This window comes from Candidatus Delongbacteria bacterium (assembly GCA_020634015.1).
Taxonomy (GTDB): domain Bacteria; phylum CAIWAD01; class CAIWAD01; order CAIWAD01; family CAIWAD01; genus JACKCN01.
This window is the reverse complement of record JACKCN010000008.1, coordinates 35,976-58,067: the sequence shown is the minus strand read 5'-3', so window position 1 is coordinate 58,067 and position 22,092 is coordinate 35,976. Positions and strand designations below refer to the sequence as shown.

General features: G+C 62.8%; 20 protein-coding genes and 1 pseudogene. 9 read left to right on the top strand and 12 right to left on the bottom strand.

Annotated elements, in window-relative coordinates; genetic code table 11:
- Positions 1–11 precede the first annotated feature (11 nt).
- Positions 12–1,391 carry a sigma-54-dependent Fis family transcriptional regulator gene (locus H6678_13920; GenBank protein ID MCB9474891.1) on the top strand — a complete coding sequence of 460 codons (1,380 nt, stop codon included), beginning with the start codon at positions 12–14 and terminating at the stop codon, positions 1,389–1,391.
- Positions 1,388–2,725, top strand: a complete 1,338-nt coding sequence (locus H6678_13915; protein ID MCB9474890.1) for an ATP-binding protein — start codon at positions 1,388–1,390, stop codon at positions 2,723–2,725. The genes H6678_13920 and H6678_13915 overlap by 4 nt, the downstream gene beginning before the upstream one ends.
- Here the strand turns inward: H6678_13915 and H6678_13910 are convergent.
- The 3 genes and pseudogenes from H6678_13910 to H6678_13900 form a co-directional block, all read right to left on the bottom strand.
- Complete coding sequence (locus tag H6678_13910; GenBank protein MCB9474889.1) at positions 2,700–3,236, bottom strand: GNAT family N-acetyltransferase; 537 nt, start codon at positions 3,234–3,236, stop codon at positions 2,700–2,702. The two genes, H6678_13915 and H6678_13910, sit on opposite strands and share 26 nt — an antisense overlap.
- A 66-nt stretch (positions 3,237–3,302) precedes the next feature.
- Positions 3,303–4,010 (bottom strand): annotated as a pseudogene (locus H6678_13905) (IS5 family transposase).
- Between the two features lie 77 nt (positions 4,011–4,087).
- On the bottom strand, positions 4,088–5,239 hold the full coding sequence (locus tag H6678_13900; protein MCB9474888.1) for a Fic family protein: 1,152 nt from the start codon (positions 5,237–5,239) through the stop codon (positions 4,088–4,090).
- Between the two features lie 174 nt (positions 5,240–5,413).
- Here H6678_13900 and H6678_13895 point away from each other — a divergent pair, with 174 nt between their 5' ends.
- Positions 5,414–5,536, top strand: a complete 123-nt coding sequence (locus H6678_13895; GenBank protein MCB9474887.1) for a transposase — start codon at positions 5,414–5,416, stop codon at positions 5,534–5,536.
- A 683-nt stretch (positions 5,537–6,219) separates the two neighbouring features.
- On the opposite strand, the gene H6678_13890 is transcribed toward H6678_13895, so the two are convergent.
- The 7 genes from H6678_13890 to H6678_13860 form a co-directional block, all read right to left on the bottom strand.
- Complete coding sequence (locus H6678_13890) at positions 6,220–6,996, bottom strand: DUF3298 domain-containing protein (protein MCB9474886.1); 777 nt, start codon at positions 6,994–6,996, stop codon at positions 6,220–6,222.
- A 22-nt stretch (positions 6,997–7,018) separates the two neighbouring features.
- Complete coding sequence (locus tag H6678_13885; GenBank protein ID MCB9474885.1) at positions 7,019–7,405, bottom strand: cupin domain-containing protein; 387 nt, start codon at positions 7,403–7,405, stop codon at positions 7,019–7,021.
- Positions 7,406–7,518: 113 nt separating this feature from the next.
- Positions 7,519–8,259 (bottom strand): dioxygenase, encoded by a 741-nt coding sequence (locus H6678_13880; protein ID MCB9474884.1) that lies wholly within the window; start codon positions 8,257–8,259, stop codon positions 7,519–7,521.
- Positions 8,260–8,346: 87 nt separating this feature from the next.
- Positions 8,347–11,424: an efflux RND transporter permease subunit gene (locus H6678_13875; protein MCB9474883.1), complete on the bottom strand. Its 3,078-nt coding sequence runs from the start codon at positions 11,422–11,424 to the stop codon at positions 8,347–8,349.
- 9 nt (positions 11,425–11,433) lie between these two features.
- Positions 11,434–12,864 carry an efflux RND transporter periplasmic adaptor subunit gene (locus H6678_13870; GenBank protein ID MCB9474882.1) on the bottom strand — a complete coding sequence of 477 codons (1,431 nt, stop codon included), beginning with the start codon at positions 12,862–12,864 and terminating at the stop codon, positions 11,434–11,436.
- Entirely contained in the window at positions 12,864–14,138 is a 1,275-nt protein-coding gene (locus H6678_13865; GenBank protein ID MCB9474881.1) for a TolC family protein, read from the bottom strand. Before H6678_13865 ends, H6678_13870 begins: the two co-directional genes overlap by 1 nt.
- Positions 14,139–14,198: 60 nt before the next feature.
- Positions 14,199–14,597: a hypothetical protein gene (locus H6678_13860; GenBank protein MCB9474880.1), complete on the bottom strand. Its 399-nt coding sequence runs from the start codon at positions 14,595–14,597 to the stop codon at positions 14,199–14,201.
- 149 nt (positions 14,598–14,746) lie between these two features.
- On the opposite strand from H6678_13860, the gene H6678_13855 reads away from it, so the two are divergent.
- From H6678_13855 to H6678_13830, 6 genes are all read left to right on the top strand, one after another.
- The gene (locus H6678_13855) at positions 14,747–15,802 is read left to right on the top strand and encodes a hypothetical protein (protein MCB9474879.1); all 1,056 of its coding nucleotides are present in this window, start codon (positions 14,747–14,749) and stop codon (positions 15,800–15,802) included.
- Positions 15,803–15,844: 42 nt separating this feature from the next.
- The gene (gene selD, locus H6678_13850; GenBank protein ID MCB9474878.1) at positions 15,845–16,894 is read left to right on the top strand and encodes a selenide, water dikinase SelD; all 1,050 of its coding nucleotides are present in this window, start codon (positions 15,845–15,847) and stop codon (positions 16,892–16,894) included.
- A 57-nt stretch (positions 16,895–16,951) separates the two neighbouring features.
- Positions 16,952–17,131 carry a hypothetical protein gene (locus H6678_13845; GenBank protein MCB9474877.1) on the top strand — a complete coding sequence of 60 codons (180 nt, stop codon included), beginning with the start codon at positions 16,952–16,954 and terminating at the stop codon, positions 17,129–17,131.
- An 81-nt stretch (positions 17,132–17,212) separates the two neighbouring features.
- Positions 17,213–18,316, top strand: a complete 1,104-nt coding sequence (locus H6678_13840) for a hypothetical protein (protein MCB9474876.1) — start codon at positions 17,213–17,215, stop codon at positions 18,314–18,316.
- Between the two features lie 115 nt (positions 18,317–18,431).
- Positions 18,432–18,860 carry a helix-turn-helix transcriptional regulator gene (locus tag H6678_13835; GenBank protein ID MCB9474875.1) on the top strand — a complete coding sequence of 143 codons (429 nt, stop codon included), beginning with the start codon at positions 18,432–18,434 and terminating at the stop codon, positions 18,858–18,860.
- A gap of 4 nt (positions 18,861–18,864) precedes the next feature.
- Complete coding sequence (locus tag H6678_13830) at positions 18,865–19,698, top strand: arsenite methyltransferase (protein MCB9474874.1); 834 nt, start codon at positions 18,865–18,867, stop codon at positions 19,696–19,698.
- 30 nt (positions 19,699–19,728) lie between these two features.
- Here the strand turns inward: H6678_13830 and H6678_13825 are convergent, their stop codons facing one another.
- Together H6678_13825 and H6678_13820 are read right to left on the bottom strand one after the other, a co-directional pair.
- Positions 19,729–20,934 (bottom strand): ATP-binding protein, encoded by a 1,206-nt coding sequence (locus H6678_13825; GenBank protein MCB9474873.1) that lies wholly within the window; start codon positions 20,932–20,934, stop codon positions 19,729–19,731.
- A gap of 160 nt (positions 20,935–21,094) precedes the next feature.
- Positions 21,095–22,090 carry a radical SAM protein gene (locus H6678_13820; GenBank protein ID MCB9474872.1) on the bottom strand — a complete coding sequence of 332 codons (996 nt, stop codon included), beginning with the start codon at positions 22,088–22,090 and terminating at the stop codon, positions 21,095–21,097.
- Positions 22,091–22,092: the final 2 nt, after the last annotated feature.

Genomic DNA, 22,092 nt, shown 5'->3' with positions numbered 1-22,092 from the left:
AAACGCTCGCCATGAACGCACGCATCCTGATCGTGGATGACGATGCCGCCGTCTGTTCCTCCCTGGGGCTGCTGCTCAAGCAGTCCGGCTACCGTGTGAGCACGGCGGCCACACCCGGCGAGGCGCTGGAGGCGATCGCGAGCCAGCCTCCCGACTGCGTGATCCAGGACATGAACTTCTCCCGGCGCACCGATGGCGAGGAAGGCATTGCTCTGCTGGCACGCACCCTCGAGCGGCAACCCGGATTGCCGGTGATCCTGATCACGGCCTGGGCCAGCGTCTCCATGGCCGTGCAGGGCATCAAGGCCGGAGCCGCCGATTTCATCACCAAACCCTGGAGCCACGAGCAGGTGCGCCAGAGCGTGGCCACGGCCCTGGGGCTCAAGGACTGGCGCAATCCAGCAAGCAGCACACGCAGCCCCAGCCGCGCCCAGCTGGACGCTGCGGGGGATTTCTCGATGGTGGTGGGCGAAGACCCCGCCCTGCTGGCGCTGCTGGACATCGTGGCACGCACGGCGCACACCGAGGCCTCGGTGCTGATCACGGGCGAAAGCGGCAGTGGCAAGGAAGTGATCGCCGACGCCATCCGGCGCAACAGCGCACGCCGCGACGGTCCGATGGTGAAAGTGAACCTGGGCGGACTGTCCGGCCCACTTTTCGACAGCGAGCTTTTCGGTCATGTGCGCGGAGCCTTCACCGATGCGCGCAGCGAACGCGAGGGCCGCTTCGAGCGCGCCCAGGGCGGCACGATCTTTCTGGATGAGATCGGCGACCTGGACGCCGCCTGCCAGGTCAAGCTGCTGCGTGTGCTGCAGGACCGCAGTTACGAGAAGCTGGGCTCCAGCACGCCCCTGCCGCTGGATGTGCGCGTGATCAGCGCCACCAACCGCGACCTGGGCCGCGAGATCGCCGAGGGCCGTTTTCGCGAGGACCTGTTCTTCCGCCTGAACCTGATTCCCCTGCGCCTGCCGCCCCTGCGCGAGCGCCCCGCGGACATCGAAGCCCTGGCCCGCCACTTCCTCCAGGAACTGGCCGGACGTTACCCGCGTGTGGATACGGTGCTGGACCCCAGCGCCCAGGGCTGGTTGCGTACACGCCTCTGGCCGGGAAACGTGCGCCAGTTGCGCCAGACCATCGAGCGCGCGGTGCTGCTGGCCGATGGCACACGCATCACGGGCGAGGCCCTGTCACGCGCCGAATCCCTGATGCCCGGCGGTCACCAGGACTCCGCACCGGGCAGCGAGGCACGCACACTGGAAGACATGGAACAGCGCATGATCCGCGAGGCCATCCGGCGTCACGCGGGCAACCTGAGCCAGGTGGCCCAGGAGCTGGGCATCACGCGCAGCTCGCTCTATCGCAGGCTGGAGAAGTACGGATTGAAGCCTTGAAGTTGCAGCACCGCTTCCTGTTGCTGCTGGTGCTGCTGCACCTGTCGGTGGGAATTCTGTGTGCCACTCTGCTCTGGCAGGATCACCGCCCCTTCATCTTCCTGCTGGAAGCGCTTCTGGGGCTGTCGCTCTGGCTGTTCATGCGCCTGGTGCGCGCCAACACCCTGCCGCTTGAAATCATCGCCGACGGCAGCCACTTCATTCGTGAGAGCGATTTCACCCATACCTTCGTGCCCTCGGGCTCGGTGGAAGTCAATCGCCTGGTCGAGCTGTACAACACGCTGATCGTGCGCCTGCGTGACGAGCGCCATCGCCAGCAGGAACAGCACTTCTTCCTCGAAAAGGTGCTTGAGGTGAGCCCGGCGGGCATCGTGACCTTCACCCCGGACCACCGTGCCGACTACGCCAACCCGGCCGCGCGCCTGATGTTGGACGGTGACCGTGGTACAACCAGACTGACACGAAACACCCCGATTCCTCCCCTGCCCGCCGAGCTGGAGCGCGCCTGGCGCGAACTGAATGAAGGGGCCAGCAGCATCGTCTCCCTGCCCGGGCGCAAGCGCGTGCGCCTGAGCCGCAGCAGTTTTCTGGACCAGGGCTTTCCCCGCGCCGTGATGATCCTTGAAGAACTGACCAAGGAGCTCATGGCCACCGAGCGCGCGGCCTGGGAAAAGCTGATTCGCACCCTGTCGCACGAAATCAACAACAGCCTGGGCGCCAGCCAGTCGCTGTTGAGGTCCTGCCTGGAATATGCCCGCCACCTGCCCGAGGAAGAGCGTCAGGAGTTCCAGCAGGCACTGACCGTGGTCATGGAGCGGGGACGCCATCTGAGCCAGTTCATGAACAGCTACGCCGATGTGGTGCGGCTGCCGGCGCCCGTGCCGCGCCTCTGCGATGTGATGCGCGTGTTGCAGGATCTGGTATCGCTGCAGGAACCGGAACTCGGTTCGCGCGGGATCCGCCTGGAAACCCGGCTGGATGTGTCACACTGGCAGGCCCTGCTGGACCGGCCCCAACTGGAGCAGGCGCTGATCAACATCCTGCGCAACGCGGCCGATGCTCTCGCCCAGCGCCACGACACCCCGGGCATCATCCGGATCTCCGCCAGCGAAGAGCAGCGCCAGCTGCAGCTCGAGATTGCCGACAATGGCCCTGGCCTCAGTCCGGGTGCCCTCGAGAACCTCTTCACACCCTTCTTCACCACTCGCCCCAACGGCCAGGGCATTGGCCTGACTCTGGTGCGCGATATCCTGGGCAACCACGGCCTGCGCTTCACCCTCGAGAATTCCTCCGAAGGTGGCGCCGTGTTCAGACTGTGGATTCCCGCGGCCTGAATTCAGCCGCGGTCGGCCATTCCCGCCGCAGCACGAACCAGCCCAGCGTATCCAGCAACTCGCCCTGCTCCGTGCGCCAGGCCTCGCGGTGGCGGGCTTCCAGGGTGAAGCCGCAGCGCTCGAAGACCCGGCACATGGCCGTGTTGTCATGCCGGGTGTAGCCGCCGAACCTAGAGGCGGTTGGCCAGTGGTCGAAGACATGCTGGGTGGCCCAGCGCAGAGAGGCTGATCCCAGCCCGCGGCCCCTGGCGTCCGCGCGGATGCGCAGATCGAAGAGCGGTGTCGGATCGGCCAGATCAAAAAGGCGCAGAAAGCCGAAGGGTCGGGCGTCCTCTTCCGCAAGCCAGAAACTGCGCGTCTCTTCATTGTGAAAGTGACCCGCGGCGGCCTGGGCCAGCACATCGTCCCGGGCCAGGGCCACTCGACGATGAAAGGGCCAGCGCTTACGGCTGAGCCAGCTGGCCAGCGTGTCCAAGTCATCCGTGATGGGGCTTACGATCAGTTTGTTCATCTGAATCTCGGTCTTGGGATGCCAGGGCTTGTCAACACATTCGAAATCTCTCGGCAATGAATGCGAATGGATGAACCCGCTGAACATCACAACCAGCTTGTCAAAGCGTGAGAAGATACGCCTGTAGCTTTGCAGGCTGCGGAGGAGACTTTTCATCTCAATGCACTTTCTGTACAAGACTTTGTCGTACACCCAGAACTCGATTCGACAAGGGTGGCACGGCCGGAGCGAGACCAAGTTCCCAAAGCAATCGGCACGACTCATGGCCATCAAATACACAACCCATCAGAAGTTTTGAGGATTCAATTGGGGGGGCAGAATTGAACCCATCAGAGCCTGGCCAGTCGGAGCATCGTGTACTCGTCCTGGAGACAGAATGAAACTCACGGCGGATCGTGAGTTCGCGTTGAGCATGTGGATTATGGTTGTCCGTCCACCTCGCGATTTTCTGATGGACTGTGGGCCGTTCTTCAGTGCGCAGGTTTCAGCTGGATGGACCTTGATGATCGTGCTGTCCAAGGAGAAGGCCTCGAAGTCGATTCTGATCAGCAGGCCCTCCTGCAGCGCCTGGAACACACCCCGCAGTACCCCTGCTTACGCCCAGCGATTGAGCCGGGCGTAGATCATGTGCCGCTTTCAGAAGCAGGACGGCAACCCGCGCCACTTGCAGCCGTTCTCGGCAGCATACAGGACTGCATTGAGCACCTTAAGGTTTCCAACTGCAGCATTCCCGCGTTGCACGGAAGTGGATTCGCGATGCTCATGTACCGTGATTGGGTGATACTTGTATCCAATGCTGTACAATCTCGATTTCGATCGAACAGGCCTTGTCCCGTTTACATTTCAAACACTCAAGCCTCCATGTAGGCGATTCTAAAGACAGTAGGACAGTAGTACATTGCGGGACGCGTGTCGGGGAGTGGTGCAAGAATTCCAAGTTTCTCAAGCTTGACGATATCTGCTTTTGCCGTCGGATATGTAATGCTGAACCTATGTGATACCTCTGGTATGGTAAGAAAGGGAGAAACAAACAGCGAGTCAACGATCTGATATGCACGCGCCCCGGATTGCTGACAGAGTCTGTGGAACTTCTCACGTTCAAGGCCAAGCAAATCACATCGCCTGATCGAGTCCTTTGATTGTTCAATCGTCCCGCGCAAACAGAACTCAATCCAGTTCCGCCAGTTTCCTTCTGTGCTTACCTCAAAAAGCGAGTCAATGTACTCGTCCTTGAATTTTTCAAAGTACGCACTCATGTATAACCATGGCCTTTGAAGGCCGCACAGCTTGTGGATCATCAGCGCCAATAAAACACGGCCTACACGACCATTGCCATCCTTGAATGGATGAATCGTTTCGAACTGGTAGTGTATTACAAAGCAAACAACCAGCGGGTCCAAGCGATAACCATCTGCATTCATGTACTCTTCCAGCGAAGATAGGCATGCACTCATCTCGGTTGGTGGTGGGGGCATGAATCTGCGGTCCGATCCGATCTGTACTTGAGTGGGTCGGAACTCACCAGGTGATCTCTCGCGTCCGCGTACACCGGACAATAGTGTTCTGTGCATATCCCGAATCAAACGCAGGCAGAATGGCAGGTCTTCAAGTAGCCGCATTCCTTCCCGAAGCGCCTTCCCGTAGTTGGAGACTTCAAGCCATGAGTTTGCCGGGTCGGTTTCCGATCTAGGCTCTCTGGGACTCATCTCAAACAAAAAGAGCTCCTGCGGAGTCGCATATGTGCCCTCCAGACTCGAGGATCGCATTGCCTCACGATCTTGCAGTGGCTTCAGCAACAGTTCGGGATCCGGGAGTGTTCTGCCAATCCCGTCCAATCGTCCTAACTCCATCTTGGCTTCTGACAAAAGCGGCCAAAGATCATGGGGGAGTTCCCACCCCGTTGGTAGATCTTCTGGCACAAATGCCCAGTCGCTTTCTCCATTCGTAAGCTGTACCGGCACCAATCGGCCAGTTTTCGAATGTGTAAATCTTGAAATATTCAATAGTTATGCCCATTCTTTAACCATGTCACGCAAGTTAAAATTTTGGTCGACAAATTTTAACACAGCGATGCTGATTAAAATCCATCATCGAGGTGTGTTGTAACCAACGCCGAAGTCCGGTCCATTGATTCTAGGAGGTCTCCGGCCTAATCTGGCAAAGCAAAGGAGAGTCTGATGAGAATGCCCCGCTTCAGCGAAACGCAGATCGTTGCCATTCTGAACGAGGCCGAGGCAGGTCGTGCAACCACGGATGCTTGCCAGGGACATGGCATCCGTCCGGCGACCTTCTACAGCTGAAACTCCCAGTTCGATGGCATGTGCGCTTCGGATGTCAAACGCCTGAAGGATCTGGATGCCTTGCGCAAGCACTCACTGGACCAGATTCGCTGCCTCGAACTGGATGCACGTTGCGAACGAGTTCGCATGGGAGGTTCGTACACGGATTGCGCGGTGCTTTCCGCGCTGGGCGAGACTGCCAGAGGCCACCGCCAGTGGAAGGGCCAGTGTCCAATACTCAGCCAGTCGCCAGAACCATCCAGCCCTCCGTGGTAGGGCTGACGATCGGCTGGTTCAACACGATCTCGGTTTTGCAATGCTTGTCCTGGGCCGGGATGCGCCGCCTGTCCATGACGTCACACCGATGCCAGAATCCGCCGCGCTCAGTCCCAGATTGCAGACGGCCCGCGGGGATCGATCTCCATGCCGCCACCGCAGCAAGGACAGGGATGGGACTCGGGCCATGGCTCAAGATCCGTTCCCCGGCACCCGGGGCAGCACTGCAGACGGGCATCCCTTTTCGGGTCACCACAAGGTCCCGTGGCACCGCGGAAACCGATCACCACATTCACAGGCAACCGGCAACTCTTGCAGACCTATGTCTCGACCACGGTCTCCATGCCCATGTCCCTGCCTCCGGACACACGGGACGCGGTCAGGCCGCAGTCCGGGCAGCGGAAGGTGAGCCACGCGCCCATTCGTGCCTACTCCTCCATCACCGAGCGGGAACTCATCTCCAGCGGCAGGCCGGGATCCAGCAGGGTGCTCAGACTGTCCAGGGGAATCGCCACGGCCTGCTCGCCGGCCGCCCAGGGGCCCACCCGGTAGGGGTCGAAGGTGATCAGCATCAGCCCGGGCAGCAGGTTCCAGGCATGAAAGTCGTCTGCTGTCAGCGGCCGGTCATCGAAGAACATCTCGCCCAGGCGCTCCCGCAGCACGCGTGTGCAGTAGTCGCCGATGGCGGTGTCCCAGCTGGTACCGGGACGAAACAACTGCTCCAGCTCCAGGTCTCTGGCCTGGGGCCGCAACCAGGTCAGGCTGCGGTTGGCGATCATGCCGTGTGCCGCGCCATCCCAGTAGAAATAGCTGAACAGCTTGACGCTCAGCCAGGTGCTGTCGGCCATGGTGGCCGACCAGCCCATGTCCAGCGCGCTGCCCACCCCGATGGACGGCTCGTGCGCGGGCGGCAGCAGCGAGCGGAAGTCCTGCAACTGCGCGTGGGCCAGTGCCTCCACGGCCAGCGCGAACAGCGAGTCGCGCGGCTCGGGCGTGCGCAGCTCGGGCCAGCTGGCTTCGATGCGAAACTCCGGGTGCCGTCCGACCTCCACCAGGGTGTGATCCACGAGCAGCGAATCCTGGTTGGTCCAGACCGGCAGCAGTTCATCGGGATCGGGGTCCGCCTGGGCGGACACTCCCGCCACCAGCAGAGCCAGAACCGGAAGCAGCGTGCGGAAAGAGCTGACGAGCGTCGAATTCAGCATCGGGATTCCTTTCGTGTCACAGTCATCTGGACGGCCCGGGAAGCGGACGCATCTGCTCTTCCAGGCTGCGCGTGCGTTCGTTGATCACCTCGCCCGTGTGGCGGGTCGTAGCGGGCTCCACCAGCAGCAGCAGGCATTCCTCCTCGGCCACCGGCCGATGACGCACTCCGCGCGGCACCGTGAACATCTCGCCTTCTTCCAGCACCACGTCACCCGAGTCCAGCTGGATCACCAGACGACCACGCAGCACAAGAAACAGTTCGTCCTCACCTTCGTGCGTATGCCAGACGATCTCGCCCTGCACGCGCGCCACCTTCACCAGGCTGTCATTCACCCGGGCCAGCACGCGCGGCGACCAGAGCTCATCCAGGCTGGCGGCCAGTTCGAGGGGCGAAAGCACCGGGTTCATCGGGACTCCTGACCTGTTGTTGCCGAACTCCACGAGTGGGACAGTCCAGCCCGATTCCTTGCATGTGACACCGCACGGAATCGCCCGCACGGGTGCTTGTTCAAGTGCCGTGTTCAGCCCAGGCGGAAGGCGGAAATCCAGGCGTCCATGAAAGTGCCGTGAAAGATCCGCTGACCCGGGGCCTCTTCCGCGGCTCCTGCCACCACCAGCAGAGGCAGCAAATGCTCTTCGCGAGGATGGGCGTCACGGGCGGCCGGGGCCTGTTGCCAGTTCAGCAGTGCCTGCGTGCGCCGCGGCGGACTGCCGCAGACCGCTTCCTGCAGCCAGTCGTCAAACAGCCGGGACGATGCCTGGCCCCGGCCACGCATCAGATTGGGCAGATGGTGGTAACTCATGCCGCTGCCCAGAATCAGAACGCCCTCGTCGCGCAGTGGTGCCAGCGCCCGCCCCAGAGCCAGATGCCGCGCCGGGTCCAGACCGCTCAGCAGGGACAATTGAATCACGGGAATCGTGGGTTGCGGATACATCAGCTTGAGCGGCACGAAGGTTCCGTGATCGTATCCCCGATCCGGGTCCTGAGAGCTGGGCAGCCCGGCGGAGTCCAGCAGCTCGCGCACTTGCGCGGCCAGTTGTGGATCCCCCTTGGCGGGCCAGCTGAGCGTGTAGGCCTCGGGTGGAAAACCAAAATAGTCGTAATACAGGGGTGGAGCGCTGCCGCTCATCAGGGTGGGTCGCGTTTCCTCCCAATGGGCCGAGACCACCAGGATGCCCCGGGGAGTCGCTCCCAGGGCCGTGGGCAGCACACGCAGGAAGCTCGCCAGAGGGTCCACCTCCGCGGGGCGGAAGACCGGCATGCGAACGAAGGGCCAGGGCCCTCCTCCATGGGGAATGAATGCCACGGGCAATCGATGCGAAGCCAGTTGGCCCTCCAGTCCTGCGTTTCAGGCCGGCATGCGGCCCCGGTTTCTCCAGCGATGTGCGGACAGGTACAAGGTGGGCAGAACGATCAGGGTGAGCAAGGTGGAAGTGACCAGTCCGCCCATCACCACCACGGCCAAGGGCTTCTGGATGTCGGCCCCCGATCCGGCGGCATAGAGCATGGGCAGGTGGCCGATGAAACTGGAGAGCGCCGTCATCAACAAGGGGCGAAAGCGCAGATCGCAGCCGATGCGGATGGTGTTCTCCACGGTCTCGCCGCGCTCGCGCAATTGGCGGAAGAAGGCCACCAGCACGACTCCGTTCTGCACGGCCACTCCCAGCAGCACGATGAAGGCCACGGCCGCCGAGACGGAGAGCGGCATCTGGAACAGTACCACCGCGATCACGCCTCCCACCAGCGCGAAGGGCAGGTTGAGCAGCACCAGCAACGAACTGCCGACCGAGCCCAGGGCCAGATAAAGCAGCACCAGGATCAGCAGCAGAGCCACCGGCACCACCAGCGACAACTGGCGCATGGCGCGCTGCTGGTTCTCGAACTGGCCGCCGTACTCCAGGTGATACCCACTGGGCAAGGCCGCGATCAGGGGTTGCATGCCCTGCTGAACCTCGGCGACGAAAGAGCCCAGATCCCGCCCGCGCACGTTGGTTTCGGCCACGACCCGGCGCATGCCGTTCTCCCGGCTGATCTGCATGGGGGTTTCCACGCGCTCGAAGGTGGCCAGCTGGGCCAGCGGAACCCGCTCGCCACCGGGGGCCGCCACCAGCAGGTTCTCCAGCTCGGCCTGGCTGCTGCGGCTGGCTTCGGGATAACGCACCACCACCGCGGTGCGGCGCTGCTGCTCGATCAGGGTGGTGGCCTGACGGCCGGCCACGGCCAGTTCGATGGTGGAATTGATCTCGGCAATCCGGATGCCATGACGGGCGGCCGCGGCGCGATCGATGCGCACGTCCAGTTGTTCCATGCCTGAAATCTGCTCCACCTTCACGTCGCTGGCGCCTTCGATGCTCGAGAGCACGGCGGCCGCCTGGTCGGCGAATTCCTTCAGCAGTTCCAGATCGGGCCCGAAGACCTTGACCGCCAGATCGCTCTTCACGCCCGAGATCAGCTCGTTCACCCGCAGGGCGATCGGCTGGGAGAACGAGTAACGCATCCCGGGAATTCCGGCCAGATCACGCTGCATCACTTCCACCAACTCAGCCTTGCTGCGGCCCATGCTCCATTCGCGATGCGGTTTGAGCATGATGATCACATCGGTCTGCTCGGGGCCCATCGGGTCTTCGGATATCTCGGCGCGACCATTCTTGCTGATCACGGACTCCACTTCGGGGTAGACCGCCAGGCGCTTCTCGATCAGAGTGGACACCTTGACGGCCCCTTCCAGCGAGGCATTGGGCAGCCGCACGATGTTGATCGCGATCGCGCCTTCATCCAGCGGCGGCATGAACTCGGTGCCGATCCGGGGCAACAGGCCCAGGGCGAGCACCAGGGTGGCCAGCGAGAGTGCCATTGTGGTGCGCGGCCGGGCCAGCGCACGCTCCAGCAGGCGCAGGTAGCCCGCGTGCAGGGCCTTCATGAAACCGAACTCACGCTCAGGACCGCGTTTCAACAGCAGCTCGGAGAGCGCTGGAATGATGGTGAAGGCCACGCCCAGCGACACCAGCAAGGCGATCAGCATGGTGGACGCCAGCGGCGCGAACATCTTGCCTTCGATGCCCTGCAGCGTATACAGAGGCACCAGGATAATGGCCACGATCAGCACCGAGAAGGTCACGGGGCTGGCCACTTCCCTCACGGCGCGCACCACGACCTCCCTCCGGGGCATGTCCGGCAGCGCGTGGGCCAGATGGCGTCTCACGTTTTCCACCACCACGATCGAGGCATCCACGACCATGCCCACCGAGAAGGCCAGTCCGCCCAGGCTCATCAGGTTGCTGCTGAGACCCGTCCAGCCCATCACGATGAAACTGGCCAGGAAGGTCAGCGGCAGCGACAGCACCACGATCAGTGCCGAGCGCAGGTCCCGCAGAAAGAGGAACAGCACCAGGATCACGAAGACCGCGCCCTCGAGCAGGGCATTCTGCACCGTGCGGATGCAGGCCTCGATCAGGGTGGTGCGATCGTAGAACACATTCAGCTGCGTGCCTTCGGGAAGGGTCTGCTGGATCCGGCCAATCGCCTGCTTGACCCGGCCCACCACTTCCTTGGCATTCTCGCCCTTGAGCATGATGATCATGCCCGCCACCGCCTCGCCGTGTCCGTCGCGGGTGACCGCGCCCTGACGGGTTTCGGCCCCGATCACGACCTCGGCGATGTCGCCCACCCGCAGCGGGGTTCCGTCGCTGGCGCGCAGCACCACGTTCTCCACATCACCGGGGCCTTCCAGCAGACCCACGCCGCGCAGATGGACTTGCTCCCAGCCCTGCACGACCACCCCACCGCCCGCGTTGGCGTTGTTGGCCTCGAGAGCCTCGGCCACGTCTTCCAGAGTCAGCCCGTATTTCAGCAGCAGATCGGGCGAGACCAGCACCTGCACCTGGCGCACCAGGCCGCCAAAACTGTTGACCTCGTTCACCCCGGGAATCGGCTTGAGCAGCGGCGCCACCAGCCAGTCCTGGATCGTGCGCAATTCCATCGGATCGGCCGCGTCACTGTCCAGCGTGTACTGAAAGATCTCGCCCAGCCCGGTACTGATGGGCCCCAGCTCGGGCTCGACACCCGGGGGCAACTGCTCGCGGACCACGGAGAGGCGCTCGAAAACCTGCTGGCGTGTCCAGTAGGTGTCGGTGCCGTCTTCGAAAATCACCACCACCTGGGACAGCCCGGCCTTGGACAGCGAGCGCACCTGGATCACATGGGGCAGGCCGCGCATCACCTGTTCAACCGGATAGCTGATCCGGTCTTCCACGTCGGTAGCCGCCAGTCCGGGAGCCTGGCTCAGGATCATCACCTGGGTATTGGTCACATCGGGAAAGGCATCGATGGGGAGATTGCGCCAGGCAATCACGCCCGCCACCAGCATCACACAGGCGCACAGCACAACCAGCAGGCGGTTGTGCAGCAGCCATGAAAAGAATCGCATGAAAACCCCCTAGTCGGCGCAGCCCGCGCCCATTTTCGAGCGCAGCACGTCGGATTTGAGCAGGAACGCGCCCTCGGCCACCACGGCATCCAGGCCGGTGGGCACCTCCAGCAGCTCCACGCGGTCTCCCCAGGCACGCCCCGTGGTGACGGGACGGCGCACGAAGTGGTCCTTGTCGTGTGGCACGAAGACGAAGGCCCGGCCCTCATCCTCGCAGATCGCCACCTGCGGCAGGGTGGCCACCGAGCTGCTGCCGGGCAGACCGACCTTGACGCTCGCGAACATGCCGGCCATCAGGCGGCCATCCGGGTTGTCCACGGCCACCCGCAGCTTGGCCGTGCGCGTGACCGGGTCCATCGAGGGACTGACGAAGTCCACCGTGCCGGGAAACTCCATCCCGGGCCAGGCCTTCACCGAAACCCGCGCACTCTTCGTCTTTTCGCGGTCGGGTCCCAGAAACGCGGAGATGTCGCGCTCGTACAGATCACACCAGACCCAGAGCACACGGTTGTCACCCACGGTCGCCAGGGCTTCCTCGGGGTGAGTCGTCTCGCCCGGCACCGCGTGCATCGTCAGCACCGTGCCGTCTGCGGGAGCCCGCAATACCACACGCCCCTGCTGGCCGCTGCCATCGGGTGTGCGCGAGTCTTCGGGATTCAGCCCCATCCAGCTCAGGCGGCTGAGCGCCGTGTCCACCCGAATCCGGGCAGACTCAAGAGTCTGCTGCGCCCGCAGGTACTCCTTTTCCGAGCTGATCTTCTGGCTGTGCATTTCCTGCATCCGCTCGTGGTCGCGGGTCGCCAGGGCAAGCTCGGCTTCCGCTTCCAGCCAGGCTTCGCGGGCCTCACCGGCTTCGGCACTCTCAAGCTCGAGCAGAATCTGGCCCTTGCTCACTCGATCACCGAGGGAGACGTGAACCTTGCGGATCACACCGGGAACCGTCGAGGCGAGGTGGCTGACCCGTTCTTCATCAAAGACGATTTCACCGGTCAGGCGGGTCGGCAGCTCGACGGCCCGGGATTCCACCGTCGCCATCTTCAGCAGTCCCTGCTCGAACAATTCTTCGGGGGCGCGCACCACGCCCACTTCATAGCGGCATTCGTCGCACTGCCAGGTCTTGATGGCGTGCTCGCACTCCGCGGCGAAAAGCTCTTCCAGCGGCCGGTCCAGGTCGGAGCCTTCCTCCGCACCATGGTCGTGGCCCGCATGGTCGTCGTGGGCGTCGTGTCCTTCATCGGAGGAGATCCCGGCGTCGGCATGAGCCGCGTGATCGTGGCCCGCGTGGTCATCATGTCCAACGCCCTCTGCGACATCGGTGTCATGTGCCGCGTGATCGTGAGCGGTCTCCACTCCGGACACATCGTCTGCTGAACGGTCACCGCAGGCTGCACAGAGCAAGCCCAGCGCCAACAGACCAGGGACAAGAATTCGTTTATACATCAGTGGCTCTCCTTCTCGAGAAGCAGCTGCAGACGCAGCCGGTCAAGGTGTGCCTGGTGGAAGACCCGAATGGCTTCACGCTTCGTTTCCGCCAGGGTACGCTGGGCGTCGATCAGTTCCAGCAAGCCGGTTTCTCCCAGTTGCCAGGTGTGCTCCATCACCAGCGCCGCTTCTTCGGCCCGGGGCAGGATCTGCTTCCGCCAGGATTCGGCCTGTGCCTGTGAGGAGTGGAAGTTGGAACGGGCGGTATCCAGCTCGTCGTCCAGTCGGCGCCGTTCCGCCTGCAATTCGGCGCGCGCTCTTTGCAGGCCCGCCTTGCTTCGCGCAATGCCTGCCCGGTTGAGGGTGAACAGGGGAATCTCGAGCCCCACTCCGATGCCGCGAGCCAGTCGATCATCCGCACGCTCAAGCGAGCCTTCGAGCTGCAGTCGCGGCAGGATGCCCAGCCATTCCAGCTTCCGGGTGGCTTCCTGTTCCGCGACATCCGCCTGCGCGGATCGCAGGCGCGGATTGTCACTCAGCGGATCACCGGAATCCTGGAGCGCGTCGGCCGGCTCGATCCGGAATGGATCCGAACTCGCCCACAGCAGGCCGGATGCGGGAGTCAGCCAGCGGGCCAGACGCGTGCGACTCAGCTCAAGTTGGGCCGCTGAGCCGTCCGCTTCCAGACGGGCCTTGAGCGCTTCGATTTCCACCTGGGAGGCTTCCACCGGTCGGGCATCTCCCAGACGCACACGGGTGCGCGCGACCTGCAGCAGGTCTTCAAGATGCTGAGCCAGTTCGCTGCTGGTCCGGGACATTTCCTGATCGCGCACCAGGCTCCAGTAGCTCTCGCCCAGAGCGAAGGTCAGCTCACGCCCCAGACCGGCCTGTTCATGCTGGCGGCGAGCATGCAGCGCCTCCGCCTGATCCCGCCGTGCGGAGTGAGTCCAGAGCCAGTCGAGGGAAAGGGCCAGTCCCAATTCGGTTTCCGGTCGCTCGGGTCCGCCATCCCGGGGGTCCGCGCTGAAACGGCGCACCTCGGCGGAGAGGTCGGGCAGGCCCGCAGCCTCGGCCCGGGCGAAACGTGCTTCCCGGACGGCCGCTTCCGCAGCCAGCAGCGAGGGATGGGTTGAGGCAAGGCCTGCGAGCTGATCCCAGGCCAGCGCGAGGGTGTCCATGGAACTCAACACGGTGTCAGCTCGTCCGGCAGTCTCGGACGCGGGCAAGGATTCAGCGGCCCGGGCGGCAGCGCAGAGCAGCAGCCAGAGGGCCAGCCGGGTGGGTCCTGTCATCAGGAATCTCCGGTTCTGGTCTTGAGGGATGGAAAGAGTCGGACAGAGGGGGAGAGACTCTCAGCTGCGCAGGATGGGATTCCGTCGTTGCAGGTCGAGAGGGGCGGTGGCGACAGGTTCGGCACTGCGCAATGGGGACGCGAGCGCGCTCAGTGAGTTGAAGCGAAGGTCAAGGTTTCCGCTTTGGAAAGGCAGGGGAGCCAGAATCTGGCCTCGCCCCGAGGGATGCAGCGGGGTGGAGCCATCCAGTTCGAAGCGAATGTCCTGACAGGGGCCTTCCACCGACTGAAGGCAGGCCAGATCCGAGCTTTCATGCACGTGGGCAGTGTGGGACCCGTGCAGACCGGCCGCGGTGCCGCATTCCCCTTCCAGGCACAGGTGCAGGAATGGAAAGCAGAGTTGCAGCACCAGCAACAGAGGCAGCACGGTGCGCACGATCGGGTTGACGGAATCGCTCATGAGACGCCAATTAGTCAGTTCGAACAATGGGAACCAAGTATCATTTGCTTCAGAGCACGTGGCAACCTGCGACCGGCGGAGATAGTCGGGGGAATTCACCGCCGCGCATTGCCAGATTGCCAGCCGCCATCGCAACCGGGAGACGCCTCATGACATCGACCCTCCGGTCCATCCTGCTGGTGCTCTGCTGCGTCCTGCAGGCAGGGGCCCAGCAGAGCCTGCGGGTTCTCTTCATCGGAAACAGCCATACCTATTACAATGATCTGCCCGGCATGGTCGCCGATCTGGCCGACGCGGGTGGCCACTTCCTTCAGCATGGCCAGAGCACTCCCGGCGGTTTCGCATGGAGCCAACACGTGGAGCACGCCAACACCCTGGAGGCCATCGCCGACCCGGAGGGCTGGGACTGGGTGGTGCTGCAGGAACAGAGCCAGATGCCCGTGATACCCTGGTACCGCGAGAACAGCAGCCGCCCCGCGGCCGCGACCCTGGACTCGCTGATCGGGGCCGCCGGTGCCCAGACCCTGTTCTACATGACCTGGGGCTGGAGGCTGGGCGGGCAGCAGTGCATCGGCGACGAGTGCAGCACGCCCTTCGCCGACTATGATGAGATGCAGGACAGCGTGAGCGCGGCCTACTTCAGTTTCGGCCAGCAGTTCCAAGCCACCGTGGCCCCCGCAGGTCTGGCCTGGCAACTGGCGCACGCCGAGCGCCCGCTGCTGGGGCTTTGGGCGGCCGACAACTATCATCCCGCAGTGTCCGGAACCTTCCTCGCGGCCTGCACCATCGTGGCCACGCTCTTTGACGAGAACGTGAGCGACTGGCCCTGGGCTGCCGGTCTGGACCCGGAGCTGGCCAGCTTCCTGCGCCAGCAGGCCGACCTGGCCGTGGCACAGGCCCAGCAGACCGCCTTGAATCCGCGACCGTCGAGTTTCAGCGTGGTCTCGGTGACTCCGAACCCTTTCAACCCTGCGACCCGTTTCCACTGGGTCAACGGGAACGGGGCAGCCGTCCGTCTGGTACTGTACAATCTGCGCGGCCAACGGGTGCGTACACTGGTGGACCACTGGCTGCCGGCCGGCGAACAGCAGCTGGTCTGGGACGGTACCGATGACCGCGGACACGCGTTGCCCAGCGGCATCTTTCTGTACGACATGCAAGCACGGGGTGAGCGCGCTTCCGGTCGAGTCACGCTGCTGCGTTGACCGGAACACCGCGCCCTGCCTGAGTCAACAATGGAGGATCAGATGTTTTCGGAATCCCAGGACATGCGCCTGACCCGGCTGGCACACGGCGGTGGTTGCGGCTGCAAGTTGGCGCCCGGCGTGCTGGAGAGTCTGCTGGCCGATACGGTCAAGGGACTGGTCCCGCCCGATTTGCTGGTGGGCAACGAATCGCGGGATGACGCGGCCGTGTACAAGCTGAGCGACGAGCACGCCATCGTGGCCACCACGGATTTCTTCATGCCCATCGTGGACAATCCCTTCCACTTCGGCGCGATCGCGGCGACCAATGCCCTGTCGGATGTGTACGCCATGGGAGGCAAGCCGCTCTTCGCACTGGCCCTGGTGGCCATGCCCATCGACAAGCTGGCCCCGGAAGTCATCCGTGAGATTCTGGCCGGGGGCGAGAGCGTCTGCCGGGCGGCGGGCATTCCCATCGCGGGAGGCCACAGCATTGACAGCGTGGAACCGATCTACGGGCTGGTGGCCATTGGCTCGATCCACCCCGGCCGTGTCAAGCGCAATGACGCCGCCCGCGCCGGCGATGTGCTGATTCTGGGCAAGGCGCTGGGCGTGGGCATCCACAGCGCCGCCCTGCGCGAAAACAAGCTGGAGCCTGCGGTCTACGACATCATGATCGCCAGCACCACCCAGCTCAACACCCCGGGCACACCCCTGGGGCTGATGGACGACGTGCACGCCATCACGGACGTCACGGGTTTCGGTCTGCTGGGCCACCTGCTGGAACTCTGCCGCGGTTCCGGCCTGCACGCTCGTCTGGACTGGAACTCGATTCCTCTGCTGCCCCACGTTCTCGAATTGGCGGAAGCGGGTTTCGTGACCGGCGCCAGCAAGCGCAACTGGAAGAGTTATGGTGCCGACGTGGATCTGGGCGCACACAGTGAGATCCACAAATGGCTGCTGACCGACCCCCAGACCAGCGGCGGCCTGCTGGTGAGCTGCGCACCGGACGCGGCGGACGAGGTGCTGTCCATCTTCCGCAAGGAAGGCTTCGCCTCGGCGGCCGTGATCGGTCGGCTGGAGGCGGGAAAGGCGGGGGTTGTCGTCCAGTGAGGAGATTCCCGGATCCGTGGACAGAAGCGGACACGAATGAAGCGCGAAGGGCCTGACATGACCAGAAACCGTGCGCGCAGCCTGAACATTTTGATTGCCCTGGCTTTCGCATTGGCGATGATCGCGGTGTCACTCCTTGTGGAAGACCGCAAGACTTCGAATACCATCGTGATGCTGTTGATCGCGCTGTGGTGGGTGCCTTTCATGGTACTGACCCGGCGCGGTCGGGCCAGCTGAGTTGAGCTCCGGAATGGCCCGAAGTATGATGCTCTCATTTCCGGTATACCGAGAATTCAGATTGTCTGGAAGGATTCATCGATGAGCAAGGCCTGGATTCTCTGTTGCGCCGTCGTGGGAGTTGGACTTCTTTCCGCCTGCGATGATGGGAACAACTCGAACGGGGAAATCGTGCTGCAGGACACACTGCTGACCGGGCATATGGACTGGGCACGTTCTTCCCTGCCATTCGAGAACGCCACCCAACGTGGACGCTTCCATTGGTTCACACTGAGTGATCCGATTCTGTTTTCGGAGTTGGACCCCGTCGCGTTTGATGCCGGTGCCGAAGAGACAGAGTACCGCGTACTTCAGTGCCTGTACGATCCATGGGCCGTCATCGACTCGGTTGGTGTGGTTCAGATTGACCCTGACAGCTACGGCTCCATGACCACGCGCAACGGGGTCACCAACTTCCTCACCAACTTCGCGACACAGGTCGAGTTCTTGATGCTGGTGGATACCCTGGCAAGCCAGGGCGCACTGGTTCTGGACATGGGCCAGTTCAGCGAGGATGTCATTCCCAATGGCTTCTTGGATACAGAAGACTTCAATTATGACGGCATGCTGACAACCTTTGAAGATGTCGGCTTGGATCAGATGTCAGGCCGTGATCTGGATTGGCCGATACCCGTTGAAGTGGCGAACTGGACCGGAACTGAAGAACAGATGATCGTGCAGCTTGGCGATATCTATGATTTCGAGGACGTCGATGGCGATTTCAGCCGTGGCGTGAATGATCCGTGGTCATTCGACGACTATCTTCGGGCTCCTGATGATGGAGGCTGGAGCATCCGCGATACAAATCCACATGGAACAGAGGGCAACTCGAGGGACTCCGATCAAATCATACCAGACACAGAAGATCTGAATGGCAACAATACTGTGGATCTTGATGAAGGGTATTACCGCTACACGATGCCGTTGAACCCGATTGCACTGCCCGCTGGTTCGCAGTACACCTGGGCCATCACCGCTATCCCGAATTCCCCTTGGTACAGAGTACGGGTGAATCTGCTGGACAGTCACCGTGAGGTCCATGGGATCCCGGATTCATTTCGCCCCGTGCGCATGCGCATCAGCCTGACGGGGTTCTCGGGACCGGTCGCCTTGCGCTTCACGGGGTTTCGATTCACGGCACCATGAAGACTCAACTTTGTCTTCTGGCAAAGCGAAGAACACGACCCTTCCATTGATGACGTGTGATTGAATCTTCCGCGCCCCCTTGACTCTTCCGATTCCAGACTCGTTATTTCGACGCATGTCGAACAATCGAACTCTCACCACCGAGGAGCTGGCCTCCTGTTTTCGCGCGCTGGGCAATCCTCACCGGCTGCGGATCTTCCGCGAGCATCTGGACTGCTGCCCGCCCGGCACCCATTGCGAAGTCCATGACAATGCCCCCGCCTGTGTGGGCGACATCATGGAGGAGCTGGATCTGGCGCCCTCCACGGTCAGCCATCACCTCAAGGAACTGCGCCAGACCGGCCTGATCCGCATGGAACGCCGCGGCCGCCACATGGATTGCTGGGTCGATCCCGAGGTGCTCGCCAGCCTGGCCGACTTCTTCTCCCAGACCCTCCGCAGCGGGCTCGAACGGGCGACCGGTGGCGGAGCATGCTGTGCCCCGGGCGCCGACTGTTGCGATCCCGCGACTCATATCGATGTGACAACACAAGCAAAAGGATAGATCCATGAGCACCATGAAATTCGACCAGATCCGCCAGGGCGTGCGCAAGAGCTACGCCAGCGTGGCCAACGCCAATGCCGAGGGCTGCTGCGGACCCAACACCTGCTGTGGCGACAGTGGCCTGCAACTGACCGCCGAACTGTCCACCCTGATGGGTTACAGCCAGGCCGACCTGGACCTGCTGCCAGAGGGCGCCAACATGGGCCTGGGCTGTGGCAACCCCCAGGCCATCGCCGAGCTGAAGTCAGGCGAAACCGTGCTCGATCTGGGAGCCGGCGGCGGTGTGGACTGTTTCCTGGCCGCATTGAAGGTGGGCAAGGAGGGCTTCGTGATCGGTGTGGACATGACCCCCGACATGGTCAGCAAGGCCCGCGCCAATGCCGAGAAGGGCGACTTTCCCCAGGTGGACTTCCGTCTGGGCGAGATCGAGAACCTGCCCGTGGGCGATGGGCTGGTGGATGTGATCCTCTCGAACTGCGTGATCAACCTGAGTCCGGACAAGGCCCGGGTCTTCCGCGAAGCCTTTCGTGTGCTCAAGCCCGGCGGGCGGCTGGCGATCAGCGATGTGGTGGCCACCGCGCCCATACCCGACGAGATCCGCAACGACACGCAGCTCTACAGCGCCTGTGTCTCGGGCGCCGAGCACATGGCCGTGCTGGGCGAGCTGATGGAGGCCGCGGGCTTCGAGCGGGTGCGCATCGTGCCGAAGGATTCCAGCCGCGAACTGGTGAAGAAGTGGGCGCCCGGAATGGGTCTGGATGATCTGGTCACCAGTGCGTCCATTCAGGCGGTCAAGCCGGGCGGTGAACCGTGCTGCGGTCCGGACTGCTGCGACTGAGCCGTGCCTGGCTCACGAATCAAGGGATACTCACGGGGAATCCGGCGTGCCTGCTGGATTCCCCGGATTGCTCTCGGCCAGAATCCGATCCAGCTCCGTATGATGAATTGCCCGGGCACCGAATGCCGAAGGGCGGGATTCTCCTTGATACACGATGACACGCTGTGGATTTGACTGACCGGTTGCCCGCATGAAGGCCGCCATTCCCTTGACGGAATCCTGGTGCAAGGTGCGTGACGATTTGATCTCCAGCAGCAAGGGTCCGGCCACATTTTCAAGCACCAGATCCACTTCGTTTCCCGTACTGTCCCGATAGAAGAAAAGGTTGCTTCGCAATCCGCGATTGTAACGATGCTTGAGAGCCTCGCTGACACACAGATTTTCGAAGAGATTGCCCTTGAGTGGGTGGTTGTTCAATTGAGATGCGTGTTCGATCCCAAGCAGAAAACTGGCAAGCCCGACATCGTGAAAGTAGAGTTTGGGTGTCTTCACCAGTCGCTTCCCAAGATTGGCGTGCCAGGGTTGCAGCAGGAAGACGATGCAGGCATCTTCCAGCAGACTGATCCAGTTGCGCAGTGTGGAAGTGGCTGTGCCCAGTTCGTTGGCCATGGAATGCAGGTTCAGCAGCTGTCCGACTCGTCCGGCACACAGTGCGAGAAAGCTCTGGAATGTGGACATCAGACGGATCTCGCCCTGCTGGCGCAAGTCCCGTTCGAGATAGGTCTGGATGTAGGCGGAATGTGCGTGATACGGTGGTTGGTGTTCCAGCTGAATCCGAGGGTAGAATCCTGAAAACAACAGTTCCTCGACCGACATTCCTGAGTTGGCGATGTCCAGTTCCGCCATGCTGAGCGGCAGCAGGCGCAACATCGCGGTGCGGCCTGCCAGCGATTGTGAGACTCCCGAACGAAGGCTGGTCTGCTCACTGCCCGTGATGACGAATTGTCCGTTTCCGGGCCTGGCGTCCACACGAGCCTGGATGTGGCTCAGCAGTTCCGGAAGTCGCTGGATTTCGTCCAGCAGCATGCCCTGCGGATGGGCATCCAGAAAGGCGATCGGGTCCGCGGCCATCAAGGCCCTGATCTGGGGCTCTTCCAGATTCAGATAGGCCAGCTCAGGGAAGAGATGCCTGACCAGGGTGGTCTTTCCGGATTGCCGGGGTCCCGTCAGGGTCAGCACCGGAAAGGAGTTGAACAGACTCCGTGCCGTTGCTTCAAGTTGGCGTGGATGATACATGAACCCACCTTGCAGATTGTCGTTTGCGCCGACAATCTGCAAACACCGCCCTTGCGAATCAAGGATTGAGCGGGGGCCAATCGCCCGGAGTGCTCACTGTGCGGGTTGGCATCATCCCCCGTGCGAGCAGACGGAAACTGCTGAAGAATGGAGATGGGCCCTAGGGCGCGGCGCTCTCCGGTGGTCGGCGCAGGAGCGCTTCCGTCTCGCCGAAATCAAAGGGCTGTTCCCGGGAGAAGTCGGGCAGGTGCTGGTCCTGGCTCTCCAGCTCCTGAATGTAGGCGTTCTCGAAGCCCAGCTCGAGGGCGTGATCCAGCACGTCTTCGTACTCCAGCCCGGACAGCGGCCGGTCGATGCCGGGAATCCCGATCGCCTTGTACTGGGGCGAGTACTGGGCCATCAGGCTGAGCTGCACCTGGGGGAAGAATTCCGCCAGGAAGTCGAGGCAACGGCGCGTGTTCTGCACGCAACCGGGCAGCACCAGGTGGCGCACCAGCAGGCCGCGCTCGGCGATGCCGTCAGCGTCCAGTTGCAGCTGGCCGACCTGGTCCTGCATCTCGCGCAGCACCCCGGGCACCACCTCCGCATAGTCGCCGGCGGCTGAATACTCGTGGGCCAGTTCCAGGTCCAGATATTTCAGGTCCGGCAGGTAGATCTGCACCAGCCCGCGGATGCGCCGCAGCGCCTCGACCGAATCGTAGCCATTGGAATTGTAGACGATCGGCACGCTCAGCCCCAGCTCACGGGCGGCCACGATGGCATCGGCCAGACCATGAAGCTGGTGCGAGGGGGACACCAGGTTGATGTTGTGTGCCCCCAGCCGTTCCAGCTCGAGCATGCGCAGGGCCAGCTCGCGCGGGCTCAGCCCCGCGTCCCCGTGGCGGCTGAATTGCTGGCTGATCTGGTGATTCTGACAGAAGACGCAACGCAGGTTGCAGCCCGTGAGAAACACGGTGCCCGACCCACGGCTGCCGGTGATCGGCGGCTCTTCGCCGAAGTGCAGCCCACTGTGTGACACCCGGATCCGGGCCCCGATGCGGCAGAAGCCCAGCTGCCCAGCCAGACGGTCGACCCGGCAGCGGCGCGGGCAGCACTGGCAGTCGGCGTAGAGAAGGGTGTGTCCGTCGTTGCCTGGATCACGGTTCGCGGCCGCCATCG

Excerpts from the sequence above, each read along its gene's own strand:
- H6678_13920 (MCB9474891.1), top strand. The coding sequence starts at position 12 with ATGAACGCACGCATCCTGATCGTGGATGACGATGCCGCCGTCTGTTCC.
- H6678_13910 (MCB9474889.1), bottom strand. The coding sequence starts at position 3,236 with ATGAACAAACTGATCGTAAGCCCCATCACGGATGACTTGGACACGCTG.
- H6678_13895 (MCB9474887.1), top strand. The coding sequence starts at position 5,414 with ATGAGAATGCCCCGCTTCAGCGAAACGCAGATCGTTGCCATTCTGAAC.
- H6678_13890 (MCB9474886.1), bottom strand. The coding sequence starts at position 6,996 with ATGCTGAATTCGACGCTCGTCAGCTCTTTCCGCACGCTGCTTCCGGTT.
- H6678_13885 (MCB9474885.1), bottom strand. The coding sequence starts at position 7,405 with ATGAACCCGGTGCTTTCGCCCCTCGAACTGGCCGCCAGCCTGGATGAG.
- H6678_13880 (MCB9474884.1), bottom strand. The coding sequence starts at position 8,259 with ATGCCGGTCTTCCGCCCCGCGGAGGTGGACCCTCTGGCGAGCTTCCTG.
- H6678_13875 (MCB9474883.1), bottom strand. The coding sequence starts at position 11,424 with ATGCGATTCTTTTCATGGCTGCTGCACAACCGCCTGCTGGTTGTGCTG.
- H6678_13870 (MCB9474882.1), bottom strand. The coding sequence starts at position 12,864 with ATGTATAAACGAATTCTTGTCCCTGGTCTGTTGGCGCTGGGCTTGCTC.
- H6678_13865 (MCB9474881.1), bottom strand. The coding sequence starts at position 14,138 with ATGACAGGACCCACCCGGCTGGCCCTCTGGCTGCTGCTCTGCGCTGCC.
- H6678_13860 (MCB9474880.1), bottom strand. The coding sequence starts at position 14,597 with ATGAGCGATTCCGTCAACCCGATCGTGCGCACCGTGCTGCCTCTGTTG.
- H6678_13855 (MCB9474879.1), top strand. The coding sequence starts at position 14,747 with ATGACATCGACCCTCCGGTCCATCCTGCTGGTGCTCTGCTGCGTCCTG.
- selD (MCB9474878.1), top strand. The coding sequence starts at position 15,845 with ATGTTTTCGGAATCCCAGGACATGCGCCTGACCCGGCTGGCACACGGC.
- H6678_13845 (MCB9474877.1), top strand. The coding sequence starts at position 16,952 with ATGACCAGAAACCGTGCGCGCAGCCTGAACATTTTGATTGCCCTGGCT.
- H6678_13840 (MCB9474876.1), top strand. The coding sequence starts at position 17,213 with ATGAGCAAGGCCTGGATTCTCTGTTGCGCCGTCGTGGGAGTTGGACTT.
- H6678_13835 (MCB9474875.1), top strand. The coding sequence starts at position 18,432 with ATGTCGAACAATCGAACTCTCACCACCGAGGAGCTGGCCTCCTGTTTT.
- H6678_13830 (MCB9474874.1), top strand. The coding sequence starts at position 18,865 with ATGAGCACCATGAAATTCGACCAGATCCGCCAGGGCGTGCGCAAGAGC.
- H6678_13825 (MCB9474873.1), bottom strand. The coding sequence starts at position 20,934 with ATGTATCATCCACGCCAACTTGAAGCAACGGCACGGAGTCTGTTCAAC.
- H6678_13820 (MCB9474872.1), bottom strand. The coding sequence starts at position 22,090 with ATGGCGGCCGCGAACCGTGATCCAGGCAACGACGGACACACCCTTCTC.